Source organism: Mycobacterium sp. (assembly GCF_046330795.1).
Classification (GTDB): Bacteria; Actinomycetota; Actinomycetes; order Mycobacteriales; family Mycobacteriaceae; genus Mycobacterium.
In genome coordinates, this window is the sequence record NZ_JAXLSA010000001.1 from 502,703 (window position 1) to 527,872 (window position 25,170).

At 66.1% G+C, this 25,170-nt stretch carries 23 protein-coding genes; 8 read left to right on the forward strand and 15 right to left on the reverse strand.

The features are described from left to right. Positions 1-61: 61 nt before the first annotated feature. Positions 62-1,582, forward strand: a complete 1,521-nt coding sequence (locus U0R18_RS02450) for an aldehyde dehydrogenase family protein (RefSeq protein ID WP_526365587.1) — start codon at positions 62-64, stop codon at positions 1,580-1,582. Here U0R18_RS02450 and U0R18_RS02455 read toward each other — a convergent pair. From U0R18_RS02455 to U0R18_RS02500, 10 genes are read right to left on the reverse strand one after another with little or no spacing between them, the layout of a single operon-like run. Then, entirely contained in the window at positions 1,579-2,724 is a 1,146-nt protein-coding gene (locus tag U0R18_RS02455) for a phosphotransferase family protein (RefSeq protein ID WP_526365589.1), read from the reverse strand. The two genes, U0R18_RS02450 and U0R18_RS02455, sit on opposite strands and share 4 nt — an antisense overlap. A 37-nt stretch (positions 2,725-2,761) precedes the next feature. Further along, complete coding sequence (locus U0R18_RS02460) at positions 2,762-3,265, reverse strand: Rv2253/PknI dimerization domain-containing protein (protein WP_526365591.1); 504 nt, start codon at positions 3,263-3,265, stop codon at positions 2,762-2,764. Continuing rightward, positions 3,262-4,770: an MCE family protein gene (locus U0R18_RS02465; protein ID WP_526365593.1), complete on the reverse strand. Its 1,509-nt coding sequence runs from the start codon at positions 4,768-4,770 to the stop codon at positions 3,262-3,264. Before U0R18_RS02465 ends, U0R18_RS02460 begins: the two co-directional genes overlap by 4 nt. Further along, positions 4,770-5,933, reverse strand: coding sequence for an MCE family protein (locus U0R18_RS02470; protein WP_526365595.1), 1,164 nt, complete (start codon positions 5,931-5,933; stop codon positions 4,770-4,772). The genes U0R18_RS02465 and U0R18_RS02470 overlap by 1 nt, the downstream gene beginning before the upstream one ends. Next, entirely contained in the window at positions 5,930-7,360 is a 1,431-nt protein-coding gene (locus U0R18_RS02475) for an MCE family protein (RefSeq protein ID WP_526365597.1), read from the reverse strand. The genes U0R18_RS02470 and U0R18_RS02475 overlap by 4 nt, the downstream gene beginning before the upstream one ends. Beyond that, positions 7,357-8,439, reverse strand: coding sequence for an MCE family protein (locus U0R18_RS02480; protein ID WP_526365599.1), 1,083 nt, complete (start codon positions 8,437-8,439; stop codon positions 7,357-7,359). The genes U0R18_RS02475 and U0R18_RS02480 overlap by 4 nt, the downstream gene beginning before the upstream one ends. Beyond that, on the reverse strand, positions 8,439-9,464 hold the full coding sequence (locus U0R18_RS02485) for an MCE family protein (RefSeq protein WP_526365601.1): 1,026 nt from the start codon (positions 9,462-9,464) through the stop codon (positions 8,439-8,441). Before U0R18_RS02485 ends, U0R18_RS02480 begins: the two co-directional genes overlap by 1 nt. Beyond that, complete coding sequence (locus U0R18_RS02490) at positions 9,461-10,642, reverse strand: MCE family protein (RefSeq protein ID WP_526365603.1); 1,182 nt, start codon at positions 10,640-10,642, stop codon at positions 9,461-9,463. Before U0R18_RS02490 ends, U0R18_RS02485 begins: the two co-directional genes overlap by 4 nt. A 10-nt stretch (positions 10,643-10,652) precedes the next feature. Beyond that, positions 10,653-11,510 (reverse strand): MlaE family ABC transporter permease, encoded by an 858-nt coding sequence (locus tag U0R18_RS02495; RefSeq protein ID WP_526365605.1) that lies wholly within the window; start codon positions 11,508-11,510, stop codon positions 10,653-10,655. Beyond that, complete coding sequence (locus tag U0R18_RS02500) at positions 11,510-12,334, reverse strand: MlaE family ABC transporter permease (protein WP_526365607.1); 825 nt, start codon at positions 12,332-12,334, stop codon at positions 11,510-11,512. The genes U0R18_RS02495 and U0R18_RS02500 overlap by 1 nt, the downstream gene beginning before the upstream one ends. A gap of 116 nt (positions 12,335-12,450) precedes the next feature. Between U0R18_RS02500 and U0R18_RS02505 the strand changes: the two genes are divergently transcribed. Then, complete coding sequence (locus tag U0R18_RS02505) at positions 12,451-13,302, forward strand: alpha/beta fold hydrolase (RefSeq protein WP_526365609.1); 852 nt, start codon at positions 12,451-12,453, stop codon at positions 13,300-13,302. On the opposite strand, the gene U0R18_RS02510 is transcribed toward U0R18_RS02505, so the two are convergent. The 4 genes from U0R18_RS02510 to U0R18_RS02525 are packed head-to-tail and all read right to left on the reverse strand — an operon-like array spanning position 13,285 to position 17,367. Then, on the reverse strand, positions 13,285-14,133 hold the full coding sequence (locus U0R18_RS02510; protein ID WP_526365611.1) for an SDR family oxidoreductase: 849 nt from the start codon (positions 14,131-14,133) through the stop codon (positions 13,285-13,287). The genes U0R18_RS02505 and U0R18_RS02510 overlap by 18 nt on opposite strands. A gap of 11 nt (positions 14,134-14,144) precedes the next feature. Beyond that, positions 14,145-14,978 carry a mycofactocin-coupled SDR family oxidoreductase gene (locus U0R18_RS02515; RefSeq protein WP_526365613.1) on the reverse strand — a complete coding sequence of 278 codons (834 nt, stop codon included), beginning with the start codon at positions 14,976-14,978 and terminating at the stop codon, positions 14,145-14,147. Next, positions 14,975-15,772, reverse strand: a complete 798-nt coding sequence (locus U0R18_RS02520) for a mycofactocin-coupled SDR family oxidoreductase (protein WP_526365615.1) — start codon at positions 15,770-15,772, stop codon at positions 14,975-14,977. Before U0R18_RS02520 ends, U0R18_RS02515 begins: the two co-directional genes overlap by 4 nt. Further along, positions 15,769-17,367, reverse strand: a complete 1,599-nt coding sequence (locus tag U0R18_RS02525) for a flavin-containing monooxygenase (RefSeq protein WP_526365617.1) — start codon at positions 17,365-17,367, stop codon at positions 15,769-15,771. Before U0R18_RS02525 ends, U0R18_RS02520 begins: the two co-directional genes overlap by 4 nt. Positions 17,368-17,465: 98 nt before the next feature. On the opposite strand from U0R18_RS02525, the gene U0R18_RS02530 reads away from it, so the two are divergent. The 6 genes from U0R18_RS02530 to lipP1 all read left to right on the forward strand — a co-directional run bounded on the left by U0R18_RS02530 (position 17,466) and on the right by lipP1 (position 23,944). Continuing rightward, entirely contained in the window at positions 17,466-18,473 is a 1,008-nt protein-coding gene (locus U0R18_RS02530; protein ID WP_526365619.1) for a 2Fe-2S iron-sulfur cluster-binding protein, read from the forward strand. A 100-nt stretch (positions 18,474-18,573) separates the two neighbouring features. After that, a complete protein-coding gene (locus U0R18_RS02535) occupies positions 18,574-19,755 on the forward strand; it encodes an acyl-CoA dehydrogenase family protein (protein ID WP_526365621.1) in 1,182 nt (393 codons plus the stop codon). A gap of 10 nt (positions 19,756-19,765) precedes the next feature. Further along, entirely contained in the window at positions 19,766-20,671 is a 906-nt protein-coding gene (bphC, locus tag U0R18_RS02540; RefSeq protein ID WP_526365623.1) for a biphenyl-2,3-diol 1,2-dioxygenase, read from the forward strand. After that, complete coding sequence (locus U0R18_RS02545) at positions 20,638-22,092, forward strand: FAD-dependent oxidoreductase (RefSeq protein ID WP_526365625.1); 1,455 nt, start codon at positions 20,638-20,640, stop codon at positions 22,090-22,092. The genes bphC and U0R18_RS02545 overlap by 34 nt, the downstream gene beginning before the upstream one ends. Before the next feature lie 158 nt (positions 22,093-22,250). Further along, positions 22,251-23,060: an IclR family transcriptional regulator gene (locus U0R18_RS02550; protein ID WP_526365627.1), complete on the forward strand. Its 810-nt coding sequence runs from the start codon at positions 22,251-22,253 to the stop codon at positions 23,058-23,060. Further along, the gene (gene lipP1 / locus U0R18_RS02555) at positions 23,057-23,944 is read left to right on the forward strand and encodes a LipP1 family hormone-sensitive lipase (protein ID WP_526365629.1); all 888 of its coding nucleotides are present in this window, start codon (positions 23,057-23,059) and stop codon (positions 23,942-23,944) included. Before U0R18_RS02550 ends, lipP1 begins: the two co-directional genes overlap by 4 nt. Here the strand turns inward: lipP1 and U0R18_RS02560 are convergent. Further along, positions 23,916-25,133, reverse strand: coding sequence for an NADH:flavin oxidoreductase (locus U0R18_RS02560; RefSeq protein ID WP_526365631.1), 1,218 nt, complete (start codon positions 25,131-25,133; stop codon positions 23,916-23,918). The genes lipP1 and U0R18_RS02560 overlap by 29 nt on opposite strands. Positions 25,134-25,170 lie beyond the last annotated feature (37 nt).

Genomic DNA, 25,170 nt, shown 5'->3' on the forward strand with positions numbered 1-25,170 from the left:
GCAGGTCTGGTCATTCGCTCCGCTCAATGGGACACTCGGACCACCTACCAGGGGGTTTCTCATGACTGCAGTCGATTCACCCGTCGTCGCCACCTCGATCGGGGTGCACAATCCGGCCAACGGTTCCCTCTCGGGCTCCGTACCGATCGACGATGCCGGCGCCGTCGCCGCCAAGGCCGCGAAACTGCGTGCGGCCCAACCGGAATGGGAAGCACTCGGCCCGCGCGGACGGAAACGCTGGTTGCTCGAGTTCCAGGGCTGGCTGTTGGACAACGCCGACCACCTGACCGAGGTTCTGCAGTCGGAGACCGGCAAGTCCCACACCGATGCGGCCCTCGAGCCCGTCGCCACCGCCGATAACGTCGGCTACTGGGCCAAACATGCCGAGGAGTACCTGGCCGATCGGCACCCGAAGGCCCACAGCCCGATCTACCAGGTCAAGCGCTTCACCACCGTCTACCGGCCCTATCCGCTGGTCGGCGTCATCACGCCGTGGAACTTCCCGCTGGCGATGCCGGGCGTGGACGTACCGCCCGCGCTGGCAGCCGGAGCGGCGGTGCTGCTCAAACCGTCGGAGGTGACGCCGCTGTCGGGGGTCGAATTCGTCCGCGGCTGGGCCGAGATCGGTGCGCCGCCGGTGCTGGACGTCGCCACGGGATACGGGGACACCGGGGCTGCGCTCATCGAACAGTCGGACTTCGTCCAGTTCACCGGTTCTGCGGCCACCGGCCGCAAGGTCGCGGTGGCCTGCGCGCAGCGGCTGATCCCGTACGGGCTGGAACTCGGAGGTAAGGATCCGGCGATCGTGCTGGCCGACGCCGACCTGGATCGGGCCGCCAACGGCATTGCCTGGGGTGGTCTGTTCAACTCCGGCCAGGTGTGTGTCTCGGTCGAGCGGATCTATGTGGAGGCACCGGTGTACGACGAGTTCCTCGCCAAACTGGTCGACCGGGTGCGCTCGGTTCGCCAAGGCGTCGACGGGGACACCGGCGCGATGGCGACCGAAGCGCAACGCGATATCGTGGCCGGCCACGTCAACGCCGCGACGGCGGCCGGCGCGCGGGTCCTGACCGGTGGCGCGCCGACCGGGGTGGGCACGTTCTTCGAGCCGACGGTGCTCGCCGATGTCGACCAATCGATGACGTGCATGACCGACGAGACCTTCGGGCCGACACTGCCGGTGGTCAAGGTAGCCGACGAGAACGAGGCAATCCGGTTGGCCAACGACTCGAAATACGGTCTGTCGGCGACGGTCTGGACCGCGGACTCGCATCGCGGTGAGCGGATTGCCCGTCGGATCGAGGCCGGAGCGGTCAACGTCAACGATGCGGCCATCAACGTGTTCTGCCCCGGCATACCGATGGGCGGTTGGAAGGAGTCCGGGGTCGGTTATCGCGCCGGCGGCGCCGCCGGGATCATCAAATACTGCCGGCAGCAAGCGATCACGTCACCGCGCATCCCGACCCAGAAGTCCGAACTGATGTGGTACCCGTCCTCGAAGCGTCGCTCGGCGTTCGCCCGGGCCGTGATGCGCGCCTTCTCCGCGCAGGGTCGTCGGCGGTTCGGCCTCAAACCCCGCTAGCGCGACAGCGCGGGTTTCAGCGCGCCCACCGGGTCCAGATCGTCGAGGGCGGCTACCGCACGCCGAAGACCTTCGAGTGCGACGTCGTCGGACTGCATCCCGCCGAGCGCCGCGGTGGACAGCGCCGAGAAGTAGGGGTGGATCACGCATTGGCGGTATCGCGTGAACAATTCGTCGCGGTCCAGCTCGGGACCGCCTGCGGAGGCCAGGGCCTGGCGGTAGGTATCGAGCAGATCGTTTTGGACCGCGCGCCGGTCGTCGGTCGGCATCCCCAGCACCATGGTGTAGGCCAGGTCGCGGGCCGGGTGACCGCGGCGCACCACCTGCCAGTCCAGGAGGCCGGCCTGCCCGTTGCGGAAGAACGTGTTGCCCGGGTGCGCGTCACCGTGCAGCACGGTGTGCGGACCCATGTCGATCACCTCGGCGATGGCCTGGAAGTTCTCCCAGAGGAATGCGCCGTCGCCGACGTCCGTCCGGTCTTTCAGCTTCCTTGCGGATGACCTCATCACCAACGGTGTGATCGGGTTGGACGGGTCTTGTGAGGGCGGTGTCAGCCAGCCGAATTTATCTGTGGCGCTGCCTTTTCCGGGGCGTACCGGGAGCGCACCCCAGAAGGTGGCGTGCAGGTGCGCGAAACACTCGATCAGCTGACCCATCTGGTCCTTGTCCAGTGGATGCAGGGTGTCGGGGAACTGGCAGGGCGAGGAGGTCATATCCTCGAGCACCACCACGTAACGACCGGTCAGCGGATCGAACCCGGCGCCGTACGAGCCCGGCAGGGCGCGATCGCCCAGATCGGGTGCCAGGTGGCGGTAGAAGCGCGCCTCGGTCTCCCCCAGTCCGGCCAACTCGCCCAGCATCCGGATGCCGATGCTGCCGGCCGACATCTTCACGAACACCGACCCGGGCACGTCATCCCCGGTCAGGGCGAGGCGCGCATGTGTCGATGTGCCGGGTTCCTCGTCGAGCAATGCGGCGCCAGTGATCCGGCGGCCGGTGATGGCCGACAGGTTCTCGGCGGTCAGATCGCCGACGGTGCGGGGGAAGGACCGGCGCCCGCCGAGTGCGGAGTCGACGGCCAGTCGGCGCGCGCCTTGTGCCAGGTGGGTGCCGAATCGGAGCATCCGCGGGAGCTGAGCCATGTGATCAGCATTACAAATTAAGGCGAAGGTGTAAAGCCTACGCGGGGGCGAGCTTGAACGGCATCTGGATGAACAGCGGCTTGCTGATCCCGCACGCTCCGCTGACGCCGGTGGTCTGGTCCTCGCCGACCAGGGTGGTGGCGGCCGGATCGCCCATGTCGCCACCGGGCGTGGTGCGTGAGAATCGGTAGACCTGCATTCCGGGCGACTTGGTCCCGTCCGGGCAGGGCTCCCAACCGTCCACCGTCCGCTTGACATACCAGACGCCGCTCTTCTGGTAGATCGGCGCGGTCCAACCCCAGTCGCTGTCGACCGTGCCGGTGCATTCGGTCGGATAGCTGCACTGTGTCGAGATCGTCCACACCTGACGGATGCTGCTCTCATTCTGGTAGCGGTCGTTGGTACGCGCCCATTCACCGTTCGACGTCGCGGTGAACCTGCCGTTGATCCCCCACTCTGCCTGATCAGCGTTCGCGGGCAACGGAATTGCCAGCCCGGCGCATGCTGTGAGCACTGTGACCAGAATGCGCACGGTTCTCATGTCGGCATCAAATCGGTCCATGACGCGGCTCCGCCGTTCTGTGCCAGGTTGGACTGCCGCAACACCGCACCGTCGGGTGCCACGAACTTTCCGGTCAGCGGGTCATAGGTGGCGATGGCCACCGACGGGCCGGGCGCACTCTGGAACGCACTCGGAGCAACCCCAGGGGGCGGCGGTGCCGTCGGCGTCGACGGTGGCATCGGGGTGCCGTCGACCGGCCCGTAGAGCCCGGCGCTGGGGTCGATCCGGCTGTCTGGGGGCACGCCCTGGGCGATCAGGCCGGGGTCGATCGGATACGCCCCCAATGCATGTTGGCGCATCGCGAGAGGCGAATACGGTTCTGGGCTCTCGCAGATCTCGACGGTCGGTGCGCGCTTGCCGGGTTGGCCCATGCACGGGGTGTTGCGGGAGCCTCGGACGCCGATCGGTGAGTCCTGCGGCAGCTTGCAGTACAGACCGTCAGGGGTATCGACGTCACTCAGGTCCTCCGGGCTGCGCCACGACGACGGGGGCAGGAATCCGACCGTGCAGGCCGGTGCGTCACTGATGGACAGCGTGAAGTCACCGAGCGCCTGGCCGGTGGGGTTGTTCCGCGGCATGCCGTAGGCCTGTGTGGAAGCCACCACCGGTGGCAGCAGCACCAGCAGCTGTTCGATGCCCGGCCGGTAGGTCACCGCGATCTGGCCGATCGTGGTCAGGCTCGCGAGCAGCACCGGCAAGGTGGGCTTCACCTGGTTGAACAGCCGGGACGCCTCGTCGGCGGCTCCGGGCCCGTCGCGCAAGATGGTGCGCCACTGCTGATCGTCGGCGGCGACCTGGCCGGTCACCCCTGCCAGGCTGTGCGACCAGGTGCGGATGGCGTCGGCGGATTGCGCCTGACCGTCGAGCAGCGGCCGGCTGTCGTCGATCAGGGTGCGCGTCTGCTGGGCCACACCGTCGGCATCGCGAGCCAGGGTGGACGCCGAGTCGAACAGCGATCCCAGGTCGTATCCGGCCCCGCCGAGTGCCTTGTGCGATTCATCGAGCAGCGGGGAGATCTTCTGCGTCGGGATGCTGTCCACCAGGGCACTCATCTGATCGAGCATGGGCCCGACGGCCTGCGGCACCGTGGCATTCGCCCGGGTGATGATCGAACCGTCGCGAAGATAGGGGCCAGATTTGGTCCGGGGTGCCAGATCGACGAACTGCTCGCCGACTGCCGAGACGCTCTGCACGTTGGCCTGCAGATCGGCAGGGATCTTCGGGGAGGACTGCAGCGAGAGCGTCGCGACGGCGCCGCCCCGGGTCGGTTGGACGTCGGTGACCTTGCCGATCTGGACACCGCGATAGGTCACGTTGGCGAATCGGTAGAGGCCGCCGGTGGACGGTAACTCGAGCTTCACGGTCATCCGGCCGATCCCGAGCAGGGTCGGTGCCTGTAGGTACCCCACCACCACCGCGGCAATGCCGATGATCGAGGCCAGGGTGAAGACGACGAGCTGTGTCCTGATGAATCGTGTCAGCATCAGTTTCCCTCCTGCGGTGCCGCTGGCGGGTCGATGAGCTTCGGCAGCGGTGCGACGGCGGGTGGCGCGGTGATCGGTGCCTGCAACGGGTCCTTGGTGTAGGTCGCCCAGGGCGGATCGCCGGGGGCTGGGACCAGGGTCGCACCTTCCTGTCCCCATCGAGTGCCCAGGAACAGGCCGCTCTTGAGGCGCGGGATGGTGAAATCGAAGGTGATGAACTGGTTCATGTAGTCACCGCGGATCCCCCGGTCGATGAAGTTCTGTGGGTACGGGAACGTCGGGGCGTAGCCGAGCACGGTCGGCAGGTTCGGCCCGATGTCAGCCAGCGCCTTGATGGTCGGTTCCAGATTCTGCAGGTTGCGAACCAGGTCACTCTGGGTGTCATTGATCAAACCTGTTGCCGTGTCGCTGAATACGCGGAACTTATCCAGCGCCGTAGTGATCCGGGGGCGTTCCCGATTGAGCACTTCCAGCGCCGGCGGGATCCGGTCCAACGCCCGGGTGATGGTGTCGTATTGGCCTGCGAACTGGCCGGCCATGCGGTTCAGCGCGGAGATCGACGCATTGATGTCATCGGTCTGATCGGCCAGCATGCCCACGAAGTCGTTCAGCCGCATGAGCAGATCACGGATCTGAACCTGTCGGCCGTTGAGCGCTGCGTTGAACTCCTTGACGATATCCCCGATCTGGCCCAGTCCCCCGCCATTGACCACGACCGCCAGCGACGACAAGGTCTGCTCGGTGGACGGATATGTCGATGATCGGTCCATGCCGATCGTCGACCCAGGCGGCAGTTGACCCGTCGGCGCCTGTCCGGGTGGCGGGTCCAGGGCCAGATGCATCGATCCCAGCAGGCTGGTCTGTCCTACCGTGGCCACCGCGTTGGTCGGGATCGCGGTGCCGGGCCGGACGGACACCTCGACATCGGCCTGGAAGTCGTGCGGGCGCATCCGGGCGACACTGCCGACGACGACATCCCCGACGAGCACCGGTGAATTCGGTTCCAGGGTACCGACATTTGCCAACTCGACATGATAGATGCTGGCGTCCGAACCACGACCGACGGTGCCGGGCAACGGCAGGGTATTAAGGCCGCCGAATGCGCAGCCACTCGTGCTCAGGACCACGGTGCTGGCCAGCAGGGCCAGGCGGCGGGTGATCATGGCTGACTCCCTTCGGCAGGCAGCAACATGTCCGCGAGATTGCCCGGCCCTGGGGTGGGATCCGGTGGGCGGGACACACCTGTTGGCACCGGTGCGCCGGGGAACAGCGCCGGCTGCGGATCGGCGGGCAACCCGTCGGGGGTGTACGCACCGGGCGGGTGCGCCGGGTCGGTCCAGCCGGGCGGCGGTGGCACGTCCCCGGCGCCGGTGTAGGCCGACACCGACGGCGGGATTCCCGGCAGGGGTGGCGTGGGCCCGCTGCCCCCGGGGGCGAGCTTGGGATCGGAGTACTCGATGTTGCTCGGCGATTTGGCCAGGTACGCGTTGAACGGGAACGGCAGGTAGTTGAAGTTGAGCAGGGACAGGGCCGGCCCGAGATACTGCTGGCAGAGTTTCGCGGTCTCCGGAGCCGTCGCATTCTTGATGGAAGCGATTGCAGTACAGACCAATTGGACGGGGTTGGCGAAGTTTGCCATCGCGAATCCACCCATGGCCGTGCCACTGTCCGGGTTGTAGATGTTGTACCCGTTGGCGAACGCGGACGGCGCGATGTGCAGGACGTTCTTCAATGCCATCTGATGATCGGCGACGTTCTTGGTGACCGCACCCAGGCGTTGGATCTGTTCGGCCGTCTGATCCCGGGTTCCCGCGATGAACCGCTGTACTTCGCCGACCGCCTGGGAGAGATTGGTCAGGGCTGCGTCGATATCGGAACGGCTGCCGTCCAGCACGCTGGTCAGGGTGGCCAACCGATCCTGGAACTGCACGATCTGGGTATTGCTGTCACGCAGAGCACTGATGAATACTTGAAGGTTCTTGACGATGTCGACGATATTGCCGCTGCCGTCGGCCAGCACGCGGCTGATCCCCGACATCTCCTTGATGGTTTCTCGGAGTTTGTCCCCGTTCCCCGCCATCGCGTTCGCCGCGCTGTCGATGAACCGTCCGGCCGCGCTCGAGGTGTCTCCGCCGGTTGGCCCCAGATCCGTTGCCAGTCGGGTCAATTGCTTCTTGACCTCATCCCACTCGACGGGCACGGCAGTGCGTTCGAGCGGAATCGTCGCACCGTCGGTCATCCTCGGTCCGCTGGGTCTGTCATTGGCACCGTAGGCCGGGGTCAGCTGCACGTATCGCGCCGAGATCAGATTCTGCGCGACCAATACGGCCTTGGCGTCGGCGGGCACGGGAACGTCTCGATCGACGTCGAGCGCCATCCGGATCTCGGTCCCATCCGGGTCGATCGAACGAATGCTGCCGACCTTGATCCCGGCGACCCGAACCTCGTCGCCCGGATAGACCGCCTGCGCGGACGGGAACACCGCAGTGATCTCCATGGGCCGGAACATCCGCTCGCGTGCGACCACGACGCCGCCGGCGATCAGCAGGGCGGCCAGGACCAGCGACAGTGCGCGACGTGTGCCGGTCATCGGGACCCTCCCGGAATTCCGTTGTAGGGGAAGGGGAATTCAGCTCGTGGACCGGCGTTGTCGGGTGGCTGTCCGGCATTGCTGCCGCGACGGAAACCGAAGATGTAGTCCAGGAACGGCTGGGTGGATTGGCCGGGGATCAGATTGGCGACGAACGCGTTGTAGAAGAACCCGTTGTTGACCGATTCACCCTGTGTCACCTGGTATTTGGCAAGCCCGTTCAGAGCTTTCGTGATGTTGTCGTTGTTCTTCTCCAACACCGCAGTCACGTCGTTGAGCTTCTGCAGGGTGGGCGCCAGCTTCTCCTCATTGTCGTGCACCATCGCGGTCAGCTGTTGGCTCAGGGCAGAGGTGTTCGCCAGCAGGTTCACGATGGCCGAGCGGCGGTCGTTGAGCATCCCGGTGAGGTCGTTGGCGTTGAGCAGCAACGTGTTGACCTGCGCACTGCGCGCCGACAACACACGCGTGACGTCCGCAGCACTCTTCAGGAGCTCAGCGAGGTGTTCGTTGCGTTCGTTCACGGCATGCGACAACCGTGTCAGTCCGGTGAACGTGGGCCCTAGTTGCGGCGCTATCCGGTCGATGGTCTCGCTCAGGGTGTCCAGCGACTGACTCAGTGTTGCGGTGTCGGTACCGGCGGTGTTGCCAGTGAAGTCGCTGACCGCTTCGGTCAGCGAGTAGGGCGATGAGGTTCGGCTCTGCGGGATCATGTCCAGTGCGTGCATCCTGCCACCGCCGGACGGTTCGATCGTGAGAATCCGCTCGCCCAACAGGGTGCCGGTGCGGATGTGGGCGGTGGTGGTCGCGCCGAGCCGCACTTTCCCGTTGAGCGCGAAAGTGACCAGGGCCCGGCCCTTCTGGAGCGCGACATCGGACACCGTACCCACCTTGACGCCTGAGATCTTGACGTCATTGCCGGGCGTCAGACCGCCGGCTTCGGCGAACAACGCTTGATAGCGAACCGACGTCGCCCAGGAGGCGATGCGCTCGGGCTGCAGCAGCGCGGCGATCACCAGCAGTACGACCGCCATTCCGAGGAAGCCGGTTCGGATGAGTTTGGAGCCTCGATATTTCAGCATCAGGGTTCCGCACACCTTCCGACGTCCTGCTTGATCCACGGGAAGTAGGCGGTGCGGCCCTGCAGGTCGGTCACGCGGACCGACATCCCGCACAGGTACTGGTTGATCCAACTGCCATAGGCCCCGAGGCGGACGAGTTTCCGATAGTTTCCGGGAGCTTTCTGCAGCGCCAGGTCCAGGGTGGGCTTGCCGTCATCCAGCAGTGGTGCAACACGATTCAGTTGTTCGATAGTGCCGGCGAGCGGCGGACGCGCCTGGGTCAGCAGATCGGTGAGCGAAGCGGTGCCTCGGTCCAGTGCGTCGACGGCTTGACCGATGGGGTCGCGGTCCTGCGAGAGTCCGGTGATCAGACGTTCGAGGCCGTCGACGGCCCCGGAGAACTTCTCGCCGTCCTTGGCCACGGTGCCGACCATGGTGTTGAGATTGTCGATCAGCTGTTTCACGGTTTCGCTGTTGTCGGCGATCGCATTGCTGAATGTCGAGGTCTTGGCCAGCAGTGAATCGATATTGCCGCTCTGGCCCTGCAGGATCTGAATCAGCGAATTGCTCAGGGCGTTCACGGCCTCGGGGTTGAGGCCCTGGATAACGGGCTTGAGGCCGCCGAGCAGCAGGTCGAGATCGAGTGCCGGCTCGGTCCGTTCGACGGGTATCTGCGAACCCGGTGGCTGTATCCGGGGGGAGCCCGGGCCGTCGACAAGATCAAGATAGCGGTCGCCGACCAGGTTCAGATAGCGCGCAACGGCTTTCGTCCCGGACGTCAGGGTGACGTCCCGGTCGGCGTCGAAGTCCACCAGGACGGTGTTGTCGTCGCGCAGCGTGACATCGTGCACCGTGCCGACCCGGATGCCCGCCACCCGCACCGAATCCCCACTACGCAGGCTGGAAGCATCGGAGAACACCGCGGAGTAGGTGTTGGTATTGCCGGTGCGGTACTGCCCGAAGATCGCGAACAGAACTCCGGTCAGTAGCACCATGACGACGCCGAACACACCGAACTTGATCAGGGTGCCCCGAGAACCGGTCATCCGGGGTGTCCGATCTGTGCGGAGTTTCGCGGCGGTCCGTCGATCGGGCCGAATAGCGCCTGCTTGAGTGCATCAGAGTTCAGCAGGATCCCCTGGTTGCCGTACTGGGCCTGATTGGCATCGATATCGGTTACCAGGTATGGCGGCCGGACATTCGCGCCGATATCCGGCAGACCCATGCATCGCGGTCCGCCGGTTGCGGCAACCTTCGGCAGGTTCTGCGGATACCGGTACCGCTCGCGCCCCAGCTGGAACGAGTCAAGCAACAGGGTTCCCGGCACCGGCGAGGGCGGCCCCATCGCCAGCGGGGCCATTCCGGCCAGGCCGCAGTTGATCGCCTCGTGATACTCGTTCGTCAGATCCGTGGTGGGCACCAGCAGGTGGAGCACGTCGGTCAGCGGCTGCCGGTTGGCGGACACCACATCGTTGCCGATGTCGGCCAGGCCTATTGCGCTGACCAGCAACCGGTCCAGGTCGCTGCTGCGGTCGACGATGGTGTCGCTGATCCGGGTCGCATTGTCCATCGTGGCCACCAGATCCGGGGACGCATCGGCGTAGGAATTGAAAACCTCTGGTGCCGTTGCGATCTCGTGCTGAAGATTCGGCCTGCTGGGATCCAGGGTGGCCAGCATGCCATCGAAGTCGGCCATACTCTGTCCGAGCTTGGCGCCTCGTCCATTCAGCGCATTGGAGAACGCGCCGAGCGTCTCGTTGAGCTTGACCGGTTCGATCTTGGAGAGCACGTTCACCAGTTGCTCGAAGACAGTGTTGATCTCGACGGTGACGTGCTGGCTGTCGAGAACCTGACCGGGCCGGATGGATTCGGGCGAGGGGTCGGACGGGGTGGTCAGCTGGACGAACTTCGCCCCGAACACGGTGGACGATGTGATGTCGGCGGTCACGTTTGCCGGGATGAGGTCCACGGCCTTCGGTTCGATGGCCAGGTGTAGCGCGGCGCGCCCGTCGTGCAGGAGCTCGACCGATTCGACCTTGCCGATCTGTGCACCGTTGAGCTTGACCCGGGCCTCGGGGTTCATCACCAGGCCGGCACGATCCGAGATCAAGGTCAGCGGAACGGTTTTGGTGAAGCTTCCGCGGAACAGTGCGACGGCAAGTGCGATGACGGCCGCAATCGCCAGCACGCAGAGCGCACCTGCGATTGCACGCTTCTGTCTCACTGACGCCCTCCTATCCGCTGAGGTTGAAGTTGCCGTTGGAGCCGTAGACGGCCAGGGAGACCAGCAGGGTGACCGAGACGACCACGACCAGGGAGGTGCGCACGGCGTTGCCGACCGCGGCGCCGACGCCGGAGGGTCCACCGGTCGCGAAGTAACCGAAGTAGGTGTGGATCAACAGGATCGCCAACGCCATCAACACGGCCTGCAGGAACGACCACAACAGGTCGATCGGGTTGAGGAAGGTGTTGAAGTAATGGTTATAGAGACCGCCGGACTGGCCGAAGAGCACCACCGTGGTGAACTGCGACGCCAGGAACGACAGGATCACCGCGATCGCGTACAGCGGGGTGATCGCGATCATCCCCGCCACGATCCGCGTGGACACCAGGTATTCGACCGGGGGGATGCCCATCGATTCCAGGGCGTCGATCTCCTCATTGATCCGCATCGCACCCAGCTGGGCTGTCACCCCGGCCCCGAACGTGGCCGCCAACCCGATCCCCGCCACCACCGGGGCGGCGATGCGCACATTGATGAACGCCGAGAGGAAGCCGGTCAGCGCTTCGATGCCGATATTGCCCAACGAGGAGTAGCCCTGGATGGCCAGGGTGCCACCGGCGGCCAGGGTCAGGAATCCGACGATCACCACGGTGCCGCCGATCATCGCCAACGTGCCCGCACCCATGGAGATTTCGGCGATCAGGCGGATGATCTCCCGACGGAAATGCACCGTCGCGTGCGGCATCCCGGCGATCGCCCGGCCGTAGAACAGGACGTGATCACCCAGGCGACCGAAGAACGACAGGGGCCGACCCAACTGATCGACCGCCCGCGGGAACCGGGACCGCAGTACTGCTTGGGTGCCCATCAGTGCGCCGTCATCCGGATACCGATGGCGGTGACCACCACATTGATCACGAACAACGCCATGAACGCATACACCACCGTCTCGTTGACCGCATTACCCACCGCTTTGGCGCCGCCCCCGGAGATGGTCAGCCCGCGGTAGCAGGCCACCAGGCCGGCGATCAACCCGAACAGGGCCGCCTTGACGCACGAGATGATCACCTCGGGCACCCCCGTCAACAGGGTCAGTCCCGCCGCGAACGCCCCCGGATTCACATCCTGGATGAACACGCTGAACGTGTAGCCGCCGATGATCCCGATGATCACCACCAACGAATTGAGCAACAGCGCGACCAGGCCGGAGGCCAGCATCCGCGGGGTGACCAACCGTTGCACCGGGTTGATGCCCAGCACCTCCATCGCGTCGATCTCCTCACGGATCGTGCGCGACCCCAGATCCGCACACATCGCCGTGGCCCCCGACCCGGCCACGATCAACACCGTCACCATCGGACCCACCTGCGTCACCGCACCGAACGCCGCACCCGCCCCCGACAGATCCGCCGCCCCCAACTCACGAAGAAGAATGTTCAAAGTGAACGAGATCAACACCGTGAACGGAATCGCCACCAACAACGTCGGCGCCAACGACACCCGAGCAATGAACCAACACTGCTCCAAGAACTCCCGCCACTGGAACGGCCGCACGAACACGAACCGCACCGCATCAGCAGCCATCGAGAAGAACCCACCAACCGCCTGCAGTGCCGTCGAAGGCCCCGCGAGACCACGCAACACCGGAACCCCGATCGACCACCGCTCGGGGCCTCGGACGGGCGCAGACATGGCGGCAAGATTTGCACCCCCGCGACCGGCGCCGCAGCCACCGTCCCGCCCATCGGGAAATCCAGTGAGCGGGACCACACTCCTGGCCGCGATCGGCCGGATGGCAGGGTGGGACCGTGACTGATCTGGACCTGCGAGAGCTCCCGACCGACCGTGGCATTCTGCGCTACTACGACACCGCGCAGGACGCGCCGGCGCTGCTATTCCTCCACGGGTCCGGGCCGGGTGTGACGGGCTGGCGGAACTTCCGCGGCGTGCTGCCGGCCTTCGCCGAACGGTTCCGTTGCCTGATCCTGGAATTCCCCGGTTTCGGGGTCAGCGACGACTTCGGCGGCCACCCGATGATCGACGCCCAGAGTGTCGTGTCGCCGTTCCTGGATGGCTTGGGAGTGGAGCATGTTGACATCATCGGAAATTCGATGGGGGGTGGCGTCGGCATCAACTTCGCCATCAACAACCCCGACCACATCGGCAAGCTGGTCACCATCGGCGGGATCGGCACAAATATCTTCTCCCCCGGCCCCAGCGAGGGCATCCGGTTGCTGCAGGAGTTCACCGAGGACCCCACTCGGCAGCGTCTGGTCGACTGGCTCAACTCGATGGTCTTCGACCAGGGCATCGTGACCGACCAACTCATCGAGGAACGCTGGGCGCTGGCCACCGATCCCGAAACGCTGGAATCCGCCCGCCGGATGTACGGCAAGAAAGCGTTCGCTCAGATGATGGCCTTCATGCGCAGTGCCGACATCCCGCAACCGTGGGCCCAGATGCACAAAGTGGCAGCGCCGACGCTGTTGACCTGGGGCCGGGACGACCGGGTCAGCCCGTTGGACATGGCACTGATCCCGATGCGCACGATCCCGAATGCCGAACTGCATGTATTCCCGAATTGCGGACACTGGGCGATGATCGAGGCCAAGGCGGCCTTCGAGAGCGCTGTACTGGCATTCCTAACGCGTGCGGCGTGACCGCAGGAACTGCCACAGGTAGCGCGGTAAACCCGACATCGGCACCCGGGTGGGCCAGTCGTCGGCCCGGAAATAGGCGTCCGAGCCACCGTCGACGAAAACAACACTGCCGCAGAGGAAGTCGGCAGCATCCGACAGCATAAAGAGCATCCAATCGGCCAGCTGGCCCGGATCGCCGAACCCGCCGATCGGCACCGGGAACGAATTGATGGCTTTGGCCTCGCTCGGGGTGGCCAGTTGCTTCTCCAGCAGCGGGGTCAGGATCGCGCCGGGAGCGATCGCATTGAGCCTGATGCCTCTGCCTGCCCACTCCTTCGTGACGGCGTGCCGGCGTACCCAGCGCGATACCGCGATCTTCGACCCGCCATAGGCCAGTGACGGAGCGGCCTTGCCGTACCAGCGCAGCGCACCAACGGCCTTCTCGGCATCACCGTCCAGCAGGCCGCGTACCAACCGATTCGGAACAGCGGGCATGGTCGTCGTGGAATTGCTCGCGACCACAACCACTTTCGCGCCTTGGCCAAAAACCGGCCGCCAGGCCTCCAGCAGGTCGACCACCCCGAAGAAGTTCACCTGCAGGATCAGCCGCGCGGTGTCCTTACCGGGCAACGGACCCACTCCGGCGGCCAGTACCGCACCGTCCAATCGCCCCCCGGTCGCGGTCAGGACCTCATCGGCCGCGGCGCGGCGCCCCTGGGCCGTGGACAGATCCGCCAGCACTTCCGCGTCACGGAGGTCGACTCCGATCACGGTGTGTCCGGCGGCGCGGAGCTTCTCGGAGGCCTGACGGCCCATCCCCGAAGCCGAGCCGGTGACAGCGTAGGTTCCCATGATTCCCATCCCTATCGCTGCGTGGCGCCGGCGTCAACGGGCAGTGCGACCGCCGTGATGTAGCGGGCCTCGTCGGACGCCAGGAACAACGTGGCGTTCGCCACGTCCACGGCCTCGATCCATGGCACCGCCAGGAGATTCATCGTTATTGCGGCGTTGGCGAATTCGTCGCGGGTCGGTGGCCGGTCCAGGTCTGGACGGAACGCCGAAGTGACCGCGTCGTTCTGGATCATCGGGGTGTCGACATTGGTGGGATGCAAGGTGTTCACGCGGATGCCGTGGGGCGCCAGGTCATGGGCGAGGGCGCGCATGAGACCCACCACGCCGTGTTTGGCAGCGGTGTAGTGCGCTACCCCCAACAGTCCACGCAGCCCGGCGATGGAACTGGTCAACACCATTGCACCGCCGCCGCGAGCGATCAAATGCGGTGCTGCCGCGGTGCACGTGTGCCACACGCCGGTCAGGTTCACGTCCAGCATTGTCCGCCAGGCCTCGGACGATAGTTCGAGAGCGGTCCCGCGGGAGGTGATTCCGGCGGTCGCACACACCACGTCAACACCGCCGAACATGGCTGCCCCAGCATCCGTGGCCGACCGAACCGCATCCAGGTCGCGGACATCTACCACGTCGGTGTGGATTCGGCTGCCGGCCTCGGCCACCAACCGTGCCGTCTCGGCGAGGTCGTCGGGCGAGGCAGGCGGAATCACCACGGTGTCGATGGGACCACAGACGTCCAGGGCGACAATGTCGGCGCCCTCCTGCGCGAACCGCACTGCCTGCGCCCGGCCGATCCCGCGGGCCGCACCGGTGATCAACGCCACCTTGCCCTCGAGTCGTCTTGTCATGTCGTCTTCTGAGTCAGGCCGGCGTCCACGACCAACGTGGTGGCGGTGATGTAGCGGGCGGCGTCCGAGGCCAGGAACAGCACGGCGTTGGCCACGTCCTCGGGTTCCACCCACGGCACCGGCAGCAGGTTGCGCCGCTGCAGTACCTCGGCGGCGTCCGCGGCGGTCGGGTTCTCCAGATCGGGCCGTAGCCGCCGAAAGGTCCTCTCGTTGAGCACCATCGGGGTTCCGACCGCGCCCGGGTGGATCGTGTTCACCCGGATACTGCGTGGCCCCAGTTCGTTCGCGACTGTGCGGGCCAACCCCACCAGGGCGTGCTTACTGGCGGTGTAATCGGCGCTGCCCGCACTGCCCCGAAGGCCGTTGGTGGAACTGATCAGGATCACCGAACCGCCCTCGACGCCCAGATGCGGCGCCCCCGCACGGACCGTGTGCCAGGCGCCCGTGAGGTTGATGTCCAGAGTTCGCTGCCACTGCAGCGGATCGAGCTCCCAGGCCGGTGAGCCGGCCGTGTGGATACCGGCGTTGGCCACGATCACATCCAATCGGCCCAGTTCGGCGACCGCGCCGTCCACGGCTGTTGTCATCGCATCGAGGTCGGTGATGTTGGCCGCTGCAGTCACACACGCCCGGCCACGGGACGTCACATCTGTCGCAGTATCGGACAATTCGCTGACTGAACGGTCCATAGCAATCACGTCGGCGCCCACGTCGGCGAACCGCCGGCAGTGCACTCGACCGCTACCTCGTGCCGCACCGGTCACCAGCACCACCTTGCCCAATAGGCCCGTCACGGCGCGGCGAGCAATTCGAACCCCTTGTACCCGGCGGCGGCTACCTCGGCGCAGATGTCGTTGTAGACGGCGAAGCCGCCGATGAACAACATGAACACCCGCGGCTTTCCGGGCACGTTGGCACCCAAGTACCAGGAATTGGCCTTGGTGAACAGAGTCGCGTCGGCCCGCTGTGCGCATTCGGCAATCCAGTTGTCGACGGCATCCGGCGTGGCTTCCAGTGCGGCGTAGCCGTTTTCGTCCAGGTAACCGATGGCGTCGGCGATCCAGTTCACATGCGCTTCGGCGTGCAGCACCATGTTGGCCAGCACCGCCGGCGCACCGGGGCCGGACACCAGGAATAGGTTGGGGAATCCATCGACCTCCAGACCCAGGTAGGTCCGCGGGCCGTCGGCCCAATCGTCGGCCAGCCGCTCTCCGTTCCGCCCGGTGATGTCGATCTTGGCCACGGCGCCGGTCATCGCGTCGAAGCCGGTGGCCAGCACGATGGCGTCGACGTCGTAATGTTCGTCGGAGGTGCTGATGCCGGTGGCGTCGATGGACTCGATCGGCGTGTGGCGAACGCTCACCAGCTGGACGTTCGGACGGTTGAACGTCTGGAAGTAGTTGGTGTCGGTACAGATTCGCTTGGTGCCGATCGGATGGTCGGTGGGGATCAGCAGGTCGGCGACCGCGGGATCGTCGATGACGGCCCGCACTTTCTCCTCGTAGAACTTGCGTGCCTCGTCGTTGGCGGCCAGGTCGGTCATCTGATCGGTGAACGTCTTCGAGAACAGCACCCCGCCCAGATCCCACCGGGTCTCGAACGCCTCCCGGCGTTCGGCCGGGCTGGCCTCCATGGTCAGCTTGGGGTGCGCGATGTGTGGCGATCCGCCGCCGCTGCGCCACGAGAGTCGCCGCCTCTCGGCGTAATTGGCCTTGACGTCGGCGACCTCGTCGGCGCTCAGCGGCCGATTCCCGGCCGGCACGCTGTAATTCGGAGTGCGCTGGAACACGTAGAGCTGACTCGCCTGACCAGCGATCAGCGGAATCGACTGCACACCAGAGGATCCAGTCCCGATCACCGCAACCCGCTTGCCGGAGAAGTCGACGTTCTCGTGCGGCCAGTGTGCGGTGTGGTAGATCTCGCCGCCGAAGGCGTCCAGGCCGGGAAAGTCCGGCGTCAGCGCGGCCGACAGCGGGCCGGTGGCCAGCACCACGAAGCGTGCGACCACCGTCTCCCCGGTGTCGGTGGTCACCGTCCATCGCAGCGCATCCTCATCGAGCGTCGCGGAGGCGACGCGCGTATTGAACGTGATCCCTCTACGCAGGTCCAGCCTGTCTGTCACCCAGTTCAGGTACTCGAGGATCTCGCCCTGGGTGGCGTACTTCTCGGTCCAGGTCCATTCCTGTTGCAGCTCATCGGAGAACGAGTAGCAGTAGTCCACACTCTCGACGTCGCAGCGGGCACCCGGATACCGGTTGAAGTACCAGGTGCCGCCCACCGCGGGTGCAGATTCGAACACCCGCACCGACAGGCCCTGGGTGCGGAACTTGTGCAGCGCATACAATCCGGCAAAGCCGGCACCGACCACGACGACGTCTGTCTCAGTCACGGCTCGAACCTAGCCGCGCGCGCCGGATTGGCCGCACCGCTTCCCGATCACCGGACGCCTGGTCGAGAACGGAGCGCGCCGGGGTCCACCATGGCTCTATGCCGCAGACCCTCACCCTGACGGTGACCGAGGTCATCGAGGAGAGCCCCGACGCCCGGTCCCTGGTGTTCGATATGTCCGAGCTGGACTACCGGCCAGGACAATTCTTGACACTGCGGGTGCCGAGCACGCAAACCGGGTCGGTTGCCCGCTGCTATTCGCTGGCCAGCTCCCCGCACACCGATGCCGCACCGAAGGTGACCGTCAAGCGGACCGCCGGTGGATACGCATCGAACTGGTTGTGCGACAACGTCTCCCCCGGCGATCGCCTCGAGGTGCTGCCGCCGGCCGGGTTGTTCACCCCGACGGGCCTCGAGGACGACTTCCTGCTGTGGGCGGCCGGCAGTGGCATCACTCCGGTGATCTCGATCGTGAAGTCGGCGCTCGCGTGCGGCTCCGGTCGGGTGATGCTTTGCTACGCCAACCGGGACGAGGGTTCGGTGATCTTCGCCGCCGAACTGCGCGAGCTGGCGGCCCGCTACGCCGGCAGACTGACGGTGCTGCACTGGCTGGAGTCGGTGCAGGGCCTGCCGACCATGGCTCAGTTGGCCGGCTTCGCCCGCGGGTTCAGTGGCTACCAGTGCTTCGTCTGCGGTCCAGCGCCCTACATGGCTGTGGTCAAAGAGGCGCTGCAGGAGTCCGGGGTCCCCCGTGAGCGCGTGCACCTGGAGGTGTTCACGTCGCTGTCCGGTGATCCGTTCGCCGACACACCGGCACCGGTCGAGGACAACGGCGACACCGCGGACGTGGTCGTCGAGCTCGACGGCGCGCGGCATGAACTGCGCTGGCCGCGGACCGCGACACTGGTGGACGTCATGCTCGGTGCCGGCCTGGAGGTGCCGTACTCGTGCCGAGAGGGCCAGTGCGGATCGTGTGCGGCCACCGTCGTAGCCGGGAAGGTCGAGATGGCGGCCTGCGACATCCTGGAACCGGAAGATCTGGCCGATGGACTGATCCTGGGCTGCCAGGCTCGGCCAATCTCCGACGAACTACACATCGAATTCTAGACAATGGGCTCGAGGGATTGGCCGCTGACCGGGATTGCGCCCGTCGCCGGCGGCTCGCCGAGGGACCATCGAGAACAGCTACTGAGGTAAGGACTTTCACATGACCGAACGGGTAATCGACCGGGTGGCCGACCTGGCGGACCAGTTGCGTGCGCAGGCGGCCGAGGCCGAGAAGATCGGCAAGCTGACCGATGAGACGGTCAAGCATATGAAGGCCGCCGGCAATATCCGGCTGCTGCAGCCCAAGAGCCACGGTGGGCTGGAGGTGCATCCTCGGGAGTTCGCCGAGACTGTGATGGCCACCGCGGCGTTGGATCCGTCGGCGGGCTGGATCAATGGCGTGGTCGGGGTGCACCCGTATCAGCTGGCTTACGCCGACCCGAAGGTGGCTGCCGAGATCTGGGCCGACGACGTCGACACCTGGGTGGCCTCCCCGTATGCACCTCAGGGGGTGGCCCGACCGGTGGAGGGCGGCTACATCTTCAACGGGCGCTGGCAATTCAGCTCCGGCACCGACCACTGCGACTGGATTTTCCTGGGGGCCATGCTCGGGGATGCCGACGGCAAGCCCATCATGCCGCCGCAGATGATGCACATGATCCTGCCCCGCAAGGACTACGAAATCGTTGAGGACTCCTGGGACGTGGTCGGTCTTCGGGGCACCGGGTCCAAGGACGTCATCGTGAAGGACGCGTTCGTGCCCACCTATCGCACGATGGATGCGATGAAGGTGATGGACGGCACCGCGCAGCGCGAGGCCGGCATGACCGAGACGCTCTACCTGATGCCGTGGTCGACGATGTTCCCGCTGGGTATCTCGTCGGCCACCATCGGCATCGCCGAGGGCGCGCTGGCGGCGGCGCTGGACTATCAGCGCGAACGGGTGAATTCCAGCGGTGTGGCGATCAAGGACGACCCGTACGTGATGTACGCGATCGGCGAGGCCGCCGCCGATATCAACGCTGCCCGGCAGGAATTGCTGGCCAACGCCGACCGGATCTACGCCATGGTCGACGCGGGCAAGGAGGTGTCGTTCGAGGACCGGGCCGCCGGTCGGCGCACCCAGGTTCGCGCGGTCGCCAGGGCGGTGTCGGCGGTCGACGAGATCTTCGCGCGCTGTGGCGGCAACGGCACCCGGATGGACAAACCGTTGCAGCGCTACTGGCGCGACGTGCATGTCGGGCAGGCGCACGCCATCCACGTGCCAGGGACCGTTTATCACGCGTCGGCGTTGAGCTCGCTCGGCGTGGACCCGCAAGGGCCATTACGGGCGATGATCTAAGGGGGCTCTGATGACCGATCTGAAAAGCCTTGGCTATGTGACGGTTTCGACCACCGATATCGATCGCTGGCGCAAATTCGCCTTCGAGGTGCTCGGCTTTGCAGAAGGGAGCGGCCCCGATCCGGCGGCCTTGTACCTCCGTATGGACGAGCGGGCCGCCCGCATCATCGTCGTGTCCGGGGAGGCCGACCGGGTGCTGACCGTGGGCTGGGAGGTCCGTGACAGCGCTGCGCTCGGCCGGGTGAAGGCCGCCCTCGATGGCGCCGGCGTGCCGTTCAAGGATCTTTCGCTGGCCGATGCCGATGCCCGCCGGGTCGAGGAGGTCATTACGTTCGACGACCCGGCCGGCACCACGGTCGAGGTGTTCCACGGCGCGGTGCTCGACCACAGCCCGGTGGTCACGCCGTTCGGCGCCCGGTTCGTCACCGGAGATCAGGGCCTGGGCCATGTGGTGGTGCCGGCCACCGACGTCCCCGGCCTGTTCGAGTTCTACACCGAGGTACTGGGTTTCCGGTCCCGCGGCGCGTTCCGGGTGCCGGTGCCGCCGGAGTTCGGTCCGGTCCGGGTGCGATTCCTCGGCATCAATGAACGCCATCACAGCCTGGCGATCTGCCCTGCGTCGCAAATCCGCGATCCAGGCCTGGTGCACCTGATGGTGGAGGTCGACAGCCTGGACGCCGTCGGTCAGGCATTGGACCGGGTCAATACCGACGGGTTCCAGCTGTCCTCCACACTCGGCCGGCACACCAACGACAAGATGGTGTCGTTCTACGTCCGTGCCCCCGGGGACTGGGACATCGAGTTCGGTACAGACGGCATGCGGGTCGACGAAACCTATTACACCGCAGAGGAAATCACCGCGGATAGCTACTGGGGCCACCAGTGGGTCAGCGATCTTCCGGCGGCCATGCGGTGACCTCCTGGGACGACGAGGCCGACGTGGTAATCGCCGGCTACGGCGTCGCCGGGGCCGCTGCCGCGGTCGAGGCTGCCCGGGCCGGCGCCGACGTGCTGGTGCTCGAACGCACCGGATCGTGGGGCGGCGCGGCGGCCATGGCTGGCGGTTTCATCTACCTCGGCGGCGGCACCCCGCTCCAAAAGGCCTGCGGCTTCGACGATTCCGTCGATAGCATGGCCACCTTCCTGAACGTTGCGATGGGGCCGGGTGCCGACGAGGCGCGGATCGCGGACTATTGCGCGGGCAGTGTCGCTCACTACGAGTGGCTGGTCGACTGCGGCGTGCCGTTCAAGGCGGAGTTCTTCGGCGAGCCCGGCTGGGAGCCGATGGGCGATCAGGGCCTGATGTACAGCGGCGGCGAGAACTCCGCCCCGTTCAACAGGATCGCCACACCGGCGCCGCGCGGGCACGTGCCGCAGATGCAGAACAAGAAGCAGGGCGAGGCAAGCGCGGGCTTCATGCTGATGAAGCCGCTCGTCGAAACGGCCACGGCTGCGGGGGCCCGGGCGTTGTATGACGTTCGTGCCCAAGAGCTCATCGCGGACGCCGACGGCCGCGTGGTGGGTCTACGTGCCCGCCGCTACGGCACCGAGATCACGGTGCGGGCCCGGCGCGGCGTGGTGCTGGCGATGGGCAGCTTCGCCTACAACGACGACATGGTGGCCCGGTACGCGCCGCGGATCGCCGGGCGGCCGGCGGCCTCGGTCGAACAGCATGACGGGCAGGCCATTCGGATGGCCCAGGCCCTGGGTGCCGACCTTGCGCATATGGACGCCACCGAGGTCGCGTTGTTCATCGACCCACAACAGTTGGTCCGCGGCATCCTGGTCAATGAACGCGGCCAGCGGTACGTCGCCGAGGACACCTATCCCGGCCGGGCCGGGCAGCTGACGCTGTATCACCAGAACAACACCGCGTACCTGATTATCGACGGCGACGCGCAGGAGGAAGCCATGGCGTCGCTGTCGCCGCAGTTGATGCTGCGCCCGCCGACCTGGGTGGCGGATTCGGTGGTCGAACTGGAACGCGACGTCGGGCTGCCGGACGGTGCGCTGCAGGCCACCGTCGCGGCCTACAACGACGGCGCCGCCCGCGGCGAGGATCCGCTATTGGGGAAGAAGGCGCAGTGGCTCAAACCCATCGGGACGCCCGTGGGTGCGATCGATCTCCGCGACAGCACCGGTGGTTTCACCCTGGGAGGTCTGCACACCACGCTGGACGCCGAGGTCCTGCACGTCAGCGGCGAGACCATTCCTGGCTTGTATGCCGCCGGACGGTGCACAGCCGGGTTGGCTGCCTGGGGGTATGCCAGCGGTGTCTCCCTGGGTGACGGCAGTTTCTACGGACGCCGAGCGGGTCTGTCGGCCGCCAAGGGCTGATCACAACACCGAGGACGCCGCCGCGACACGACATGTGTCCGGCGGCGTTCTTCGTGTCTTGTGTGACAGCGGGCACGGCAGTATGGTACAAACCGATATATTCCTATTAGGAATAGTTGATAGTCCGAACAGCCCACGCACTGCCCTTGGAGGACCCGATGACCGTCACCCTCGAAACCTGCGAGAACACCACCCCCAGCGCGGTGATCGACCGCATCTCGCTGGTGCTGGACGCGTTCGACGGACCCGGGCGGCTGACATTGGCCCAGATCGTCCGACGTACCGGTCTACCGCGTTCGTCCGCGCACCGGATGCTCGAACGCCTGGTCCAACTCCGGTGGCTACGCCGTAGCGGCCGGGACTACGAACTCGGCATGCGCCTGGTCGAACTCGGGTCACTGGCCGTGCACCAGGACCGGCTGGTCCGCGCCGCCACTCCCCTGCTGCACGAACTGCACCGCGCCACCGGACTCGTCGTACACCTGGCCGTGCTCGACGGCGCCGATGTGGTCTACCTCGACAAGATCGGCGACCGGATGGCAGCCGCGATCCCGACCCGGGTCGGCGCACGGCAGCCCGCCCAGTGCGCGGCCGTCGGCAAGGCCATCATCGCCTACAACGACCACGACGACGTCGATCTGAGCAGTCGCATGACCAAATACTCGATCGGTAGCGCGGCCCAGCTCGCGGCCGAGCTCGACAAGGTCCGCTCACATGGGTTCGCCTTCGATCGCGAAGAGGCGCTGCCGGGATTCGGTTGCGTCGCAGCGCCTATTGGCGGTGCGGGCGATGCCGTCGCGGCCGTCTCGGTGTGCGGGCCGATGAACCGGATGATGTTCGACCAGCGCTTGGTGGCTCCGGTTCGGATGACGGCCATGGGTATCTGGCGCAACGTCGAGGATGGCCCCCAGCGTGTGACGCCGACATTGCAGCAGCGGCGGCCGATGCGCGCCCTGCAGTACGCGTGACACTCGACCCGCAGATAGGCGGGATCATCGAGCAACTCGATTCCGGCTTCCCCGATGTCCACACCATGACGGGTGCGCAGGCCCGCGCGGTGATCAGGTCCCGATTCGTCGCCACTACCTCACCGGAACCCGTCACCGAGGTTCGTGACGACACGGTGGCCGGAGTTCCGGTCCGGGTCTACCGACCCGAGGGAACCGATCTGCCGGTTATGGTCTACGCGCACGGCGGCGGATTCGTGTTCTGTGATCTGGACAGCCACGATGGCCTGACGCGCGAGCTGGCGAATCGCGTTCCGGCCGTGGTTGTTTCGGTTGATTATCGACTGGCGCCCGAACACACATGGCCGGCCGCGGCGGAGGACGTCTACTCGGTGGCCTGCTGGGCCGCTGAGCAGAGTGACCGCGTCCTGGTCGGCGGTGATAGTGCCGGCGGCAACCTGGCGGCCGTCGCGGCGCTGATGGCCCGCGACCGGGGCGGTCCGGAACTTGCTGGCCAGGTGTTGCTGTATCCCGTGATTGCGCCGGACTTCGACACCGAGTCCTACCGGCTGTTCGGTCAGGGCTACTACAACCCCAAGCCCGCGCTGCAGTGGTATTGGGATCAGTACGTGCCGTCGGCGGGCGACCGCAACCATCCGTACGCGTCACCCCTGCGTGCCGACCTCACCGGGCTGCCGCCCGCTGTGGTGGTGGCCGCCGGTTGCGATCCGCTGCGGGACGAGGGATTGGCCTACGCCCGTGCACTGCAGGACGCGGAAGTGCCGACCACCGTGCTCAGCTACGAGGGCGGTATCCACGGCTTCCTGACCATGCCGATGCTCGAGCTGGCGCAGCGCGCCCGCGCCGAGGTCAGCTCTATTGTGGGACAGCTGGTTTCGCGCTGATCGCAGCGTAGCGCTGATGCGGATCGAGCACGCAGTGTGTGCGATCGAACACCGTCACCATGCACTTGTTGTTGTGGGTACAGCGGCTGCGGGTATTCGGATCGGCAATCATCTTGTTCACCAGATCCGGTTCACGCAGCAGCGCTCGGCCCATCGCCACGAATCCGAAGCCCTCGTTGATCCCGATCTGCACGTGGTCGCGGTTCGTGATGCCGCCCAGCAAGATCAGCTCGGTATTTCGGACAACCGGGACGAATTGCCGGGCCGACTCGAGCATGTACAGATCCTCGTACGGGTAAACACCCATCACCTGCTTGCCCGCCAGCCTTACCCCGGGCCGCAGGGCCGGCGGCATCACCGCGGCGAATTCCCGGACCGGGGTGTCGCCGCGGAATAGGTACATCGGTTTGAAAACCGAAGAACCCTGGGTCAATTCGAGGGCGTCCAGACACCGGTCGTGGTCGAGCAGCTGCGCGGTGCGCAGGGCCTCGTCGATCCAGATGCTGCCGGGCAGGCCGTCGTCCATGTCGAGTTTGGCGATCACGGCGATCTGGTTGCCCACCGCGTCGCGGACCAGCTCGGCGATCTCCCTGACCAGCCGAGAGCGGTTGTCGATGCCGCCGCCGTACTCATCCTTGCGCCGGTTGATCAACGGGCTCAGGAACGAACTCGGCAGGTACAGGTGGCCGAAATGCAGTTCGACGGCGTCGAAACCTGCGTCGACGGCGATCTTTGCGGCCTGGGCAAATTGAGCCAACACCGTGGCGAGCTCGGGCCGGGTGATCTCCCGGCAGTAGGCGAACGATGTCGGGTTGATGAACCGGCTGGGTGCCACTGCGGTGGCTTTCGTCAGTTTCTTGGGTGCCACGATGCCGGCGTGGCCGAGTTGTGCGGAGATTGCCGCGCCTGCTTGGTGAACCGCCTGGGTCAGTCTCTGCAGCCCGGGCAGCGCTGGGGCGCTCATCACGATCTGACCGGGCGCACTCGCGCCCTCGCGGGATACGCAGCAGTAGGCGACCGTGGTCATACCGACGCCGCCGTCGGCGAAGGCCCGGTGGAACGCGATCAGGTCGTCGGTCACCAGGCCGTCTGGCGACCGGCCCTCGGAGGTGGCGGCCTTGATCACCCTGTTGCGCAGGGTCACCGGGCCGAGCCGGGTGGGGGCGAACGGGTCCACGGCAGAGGGCATCCCGTCACCGTTATCGGTCCCGCCGAAGTGGTCAACC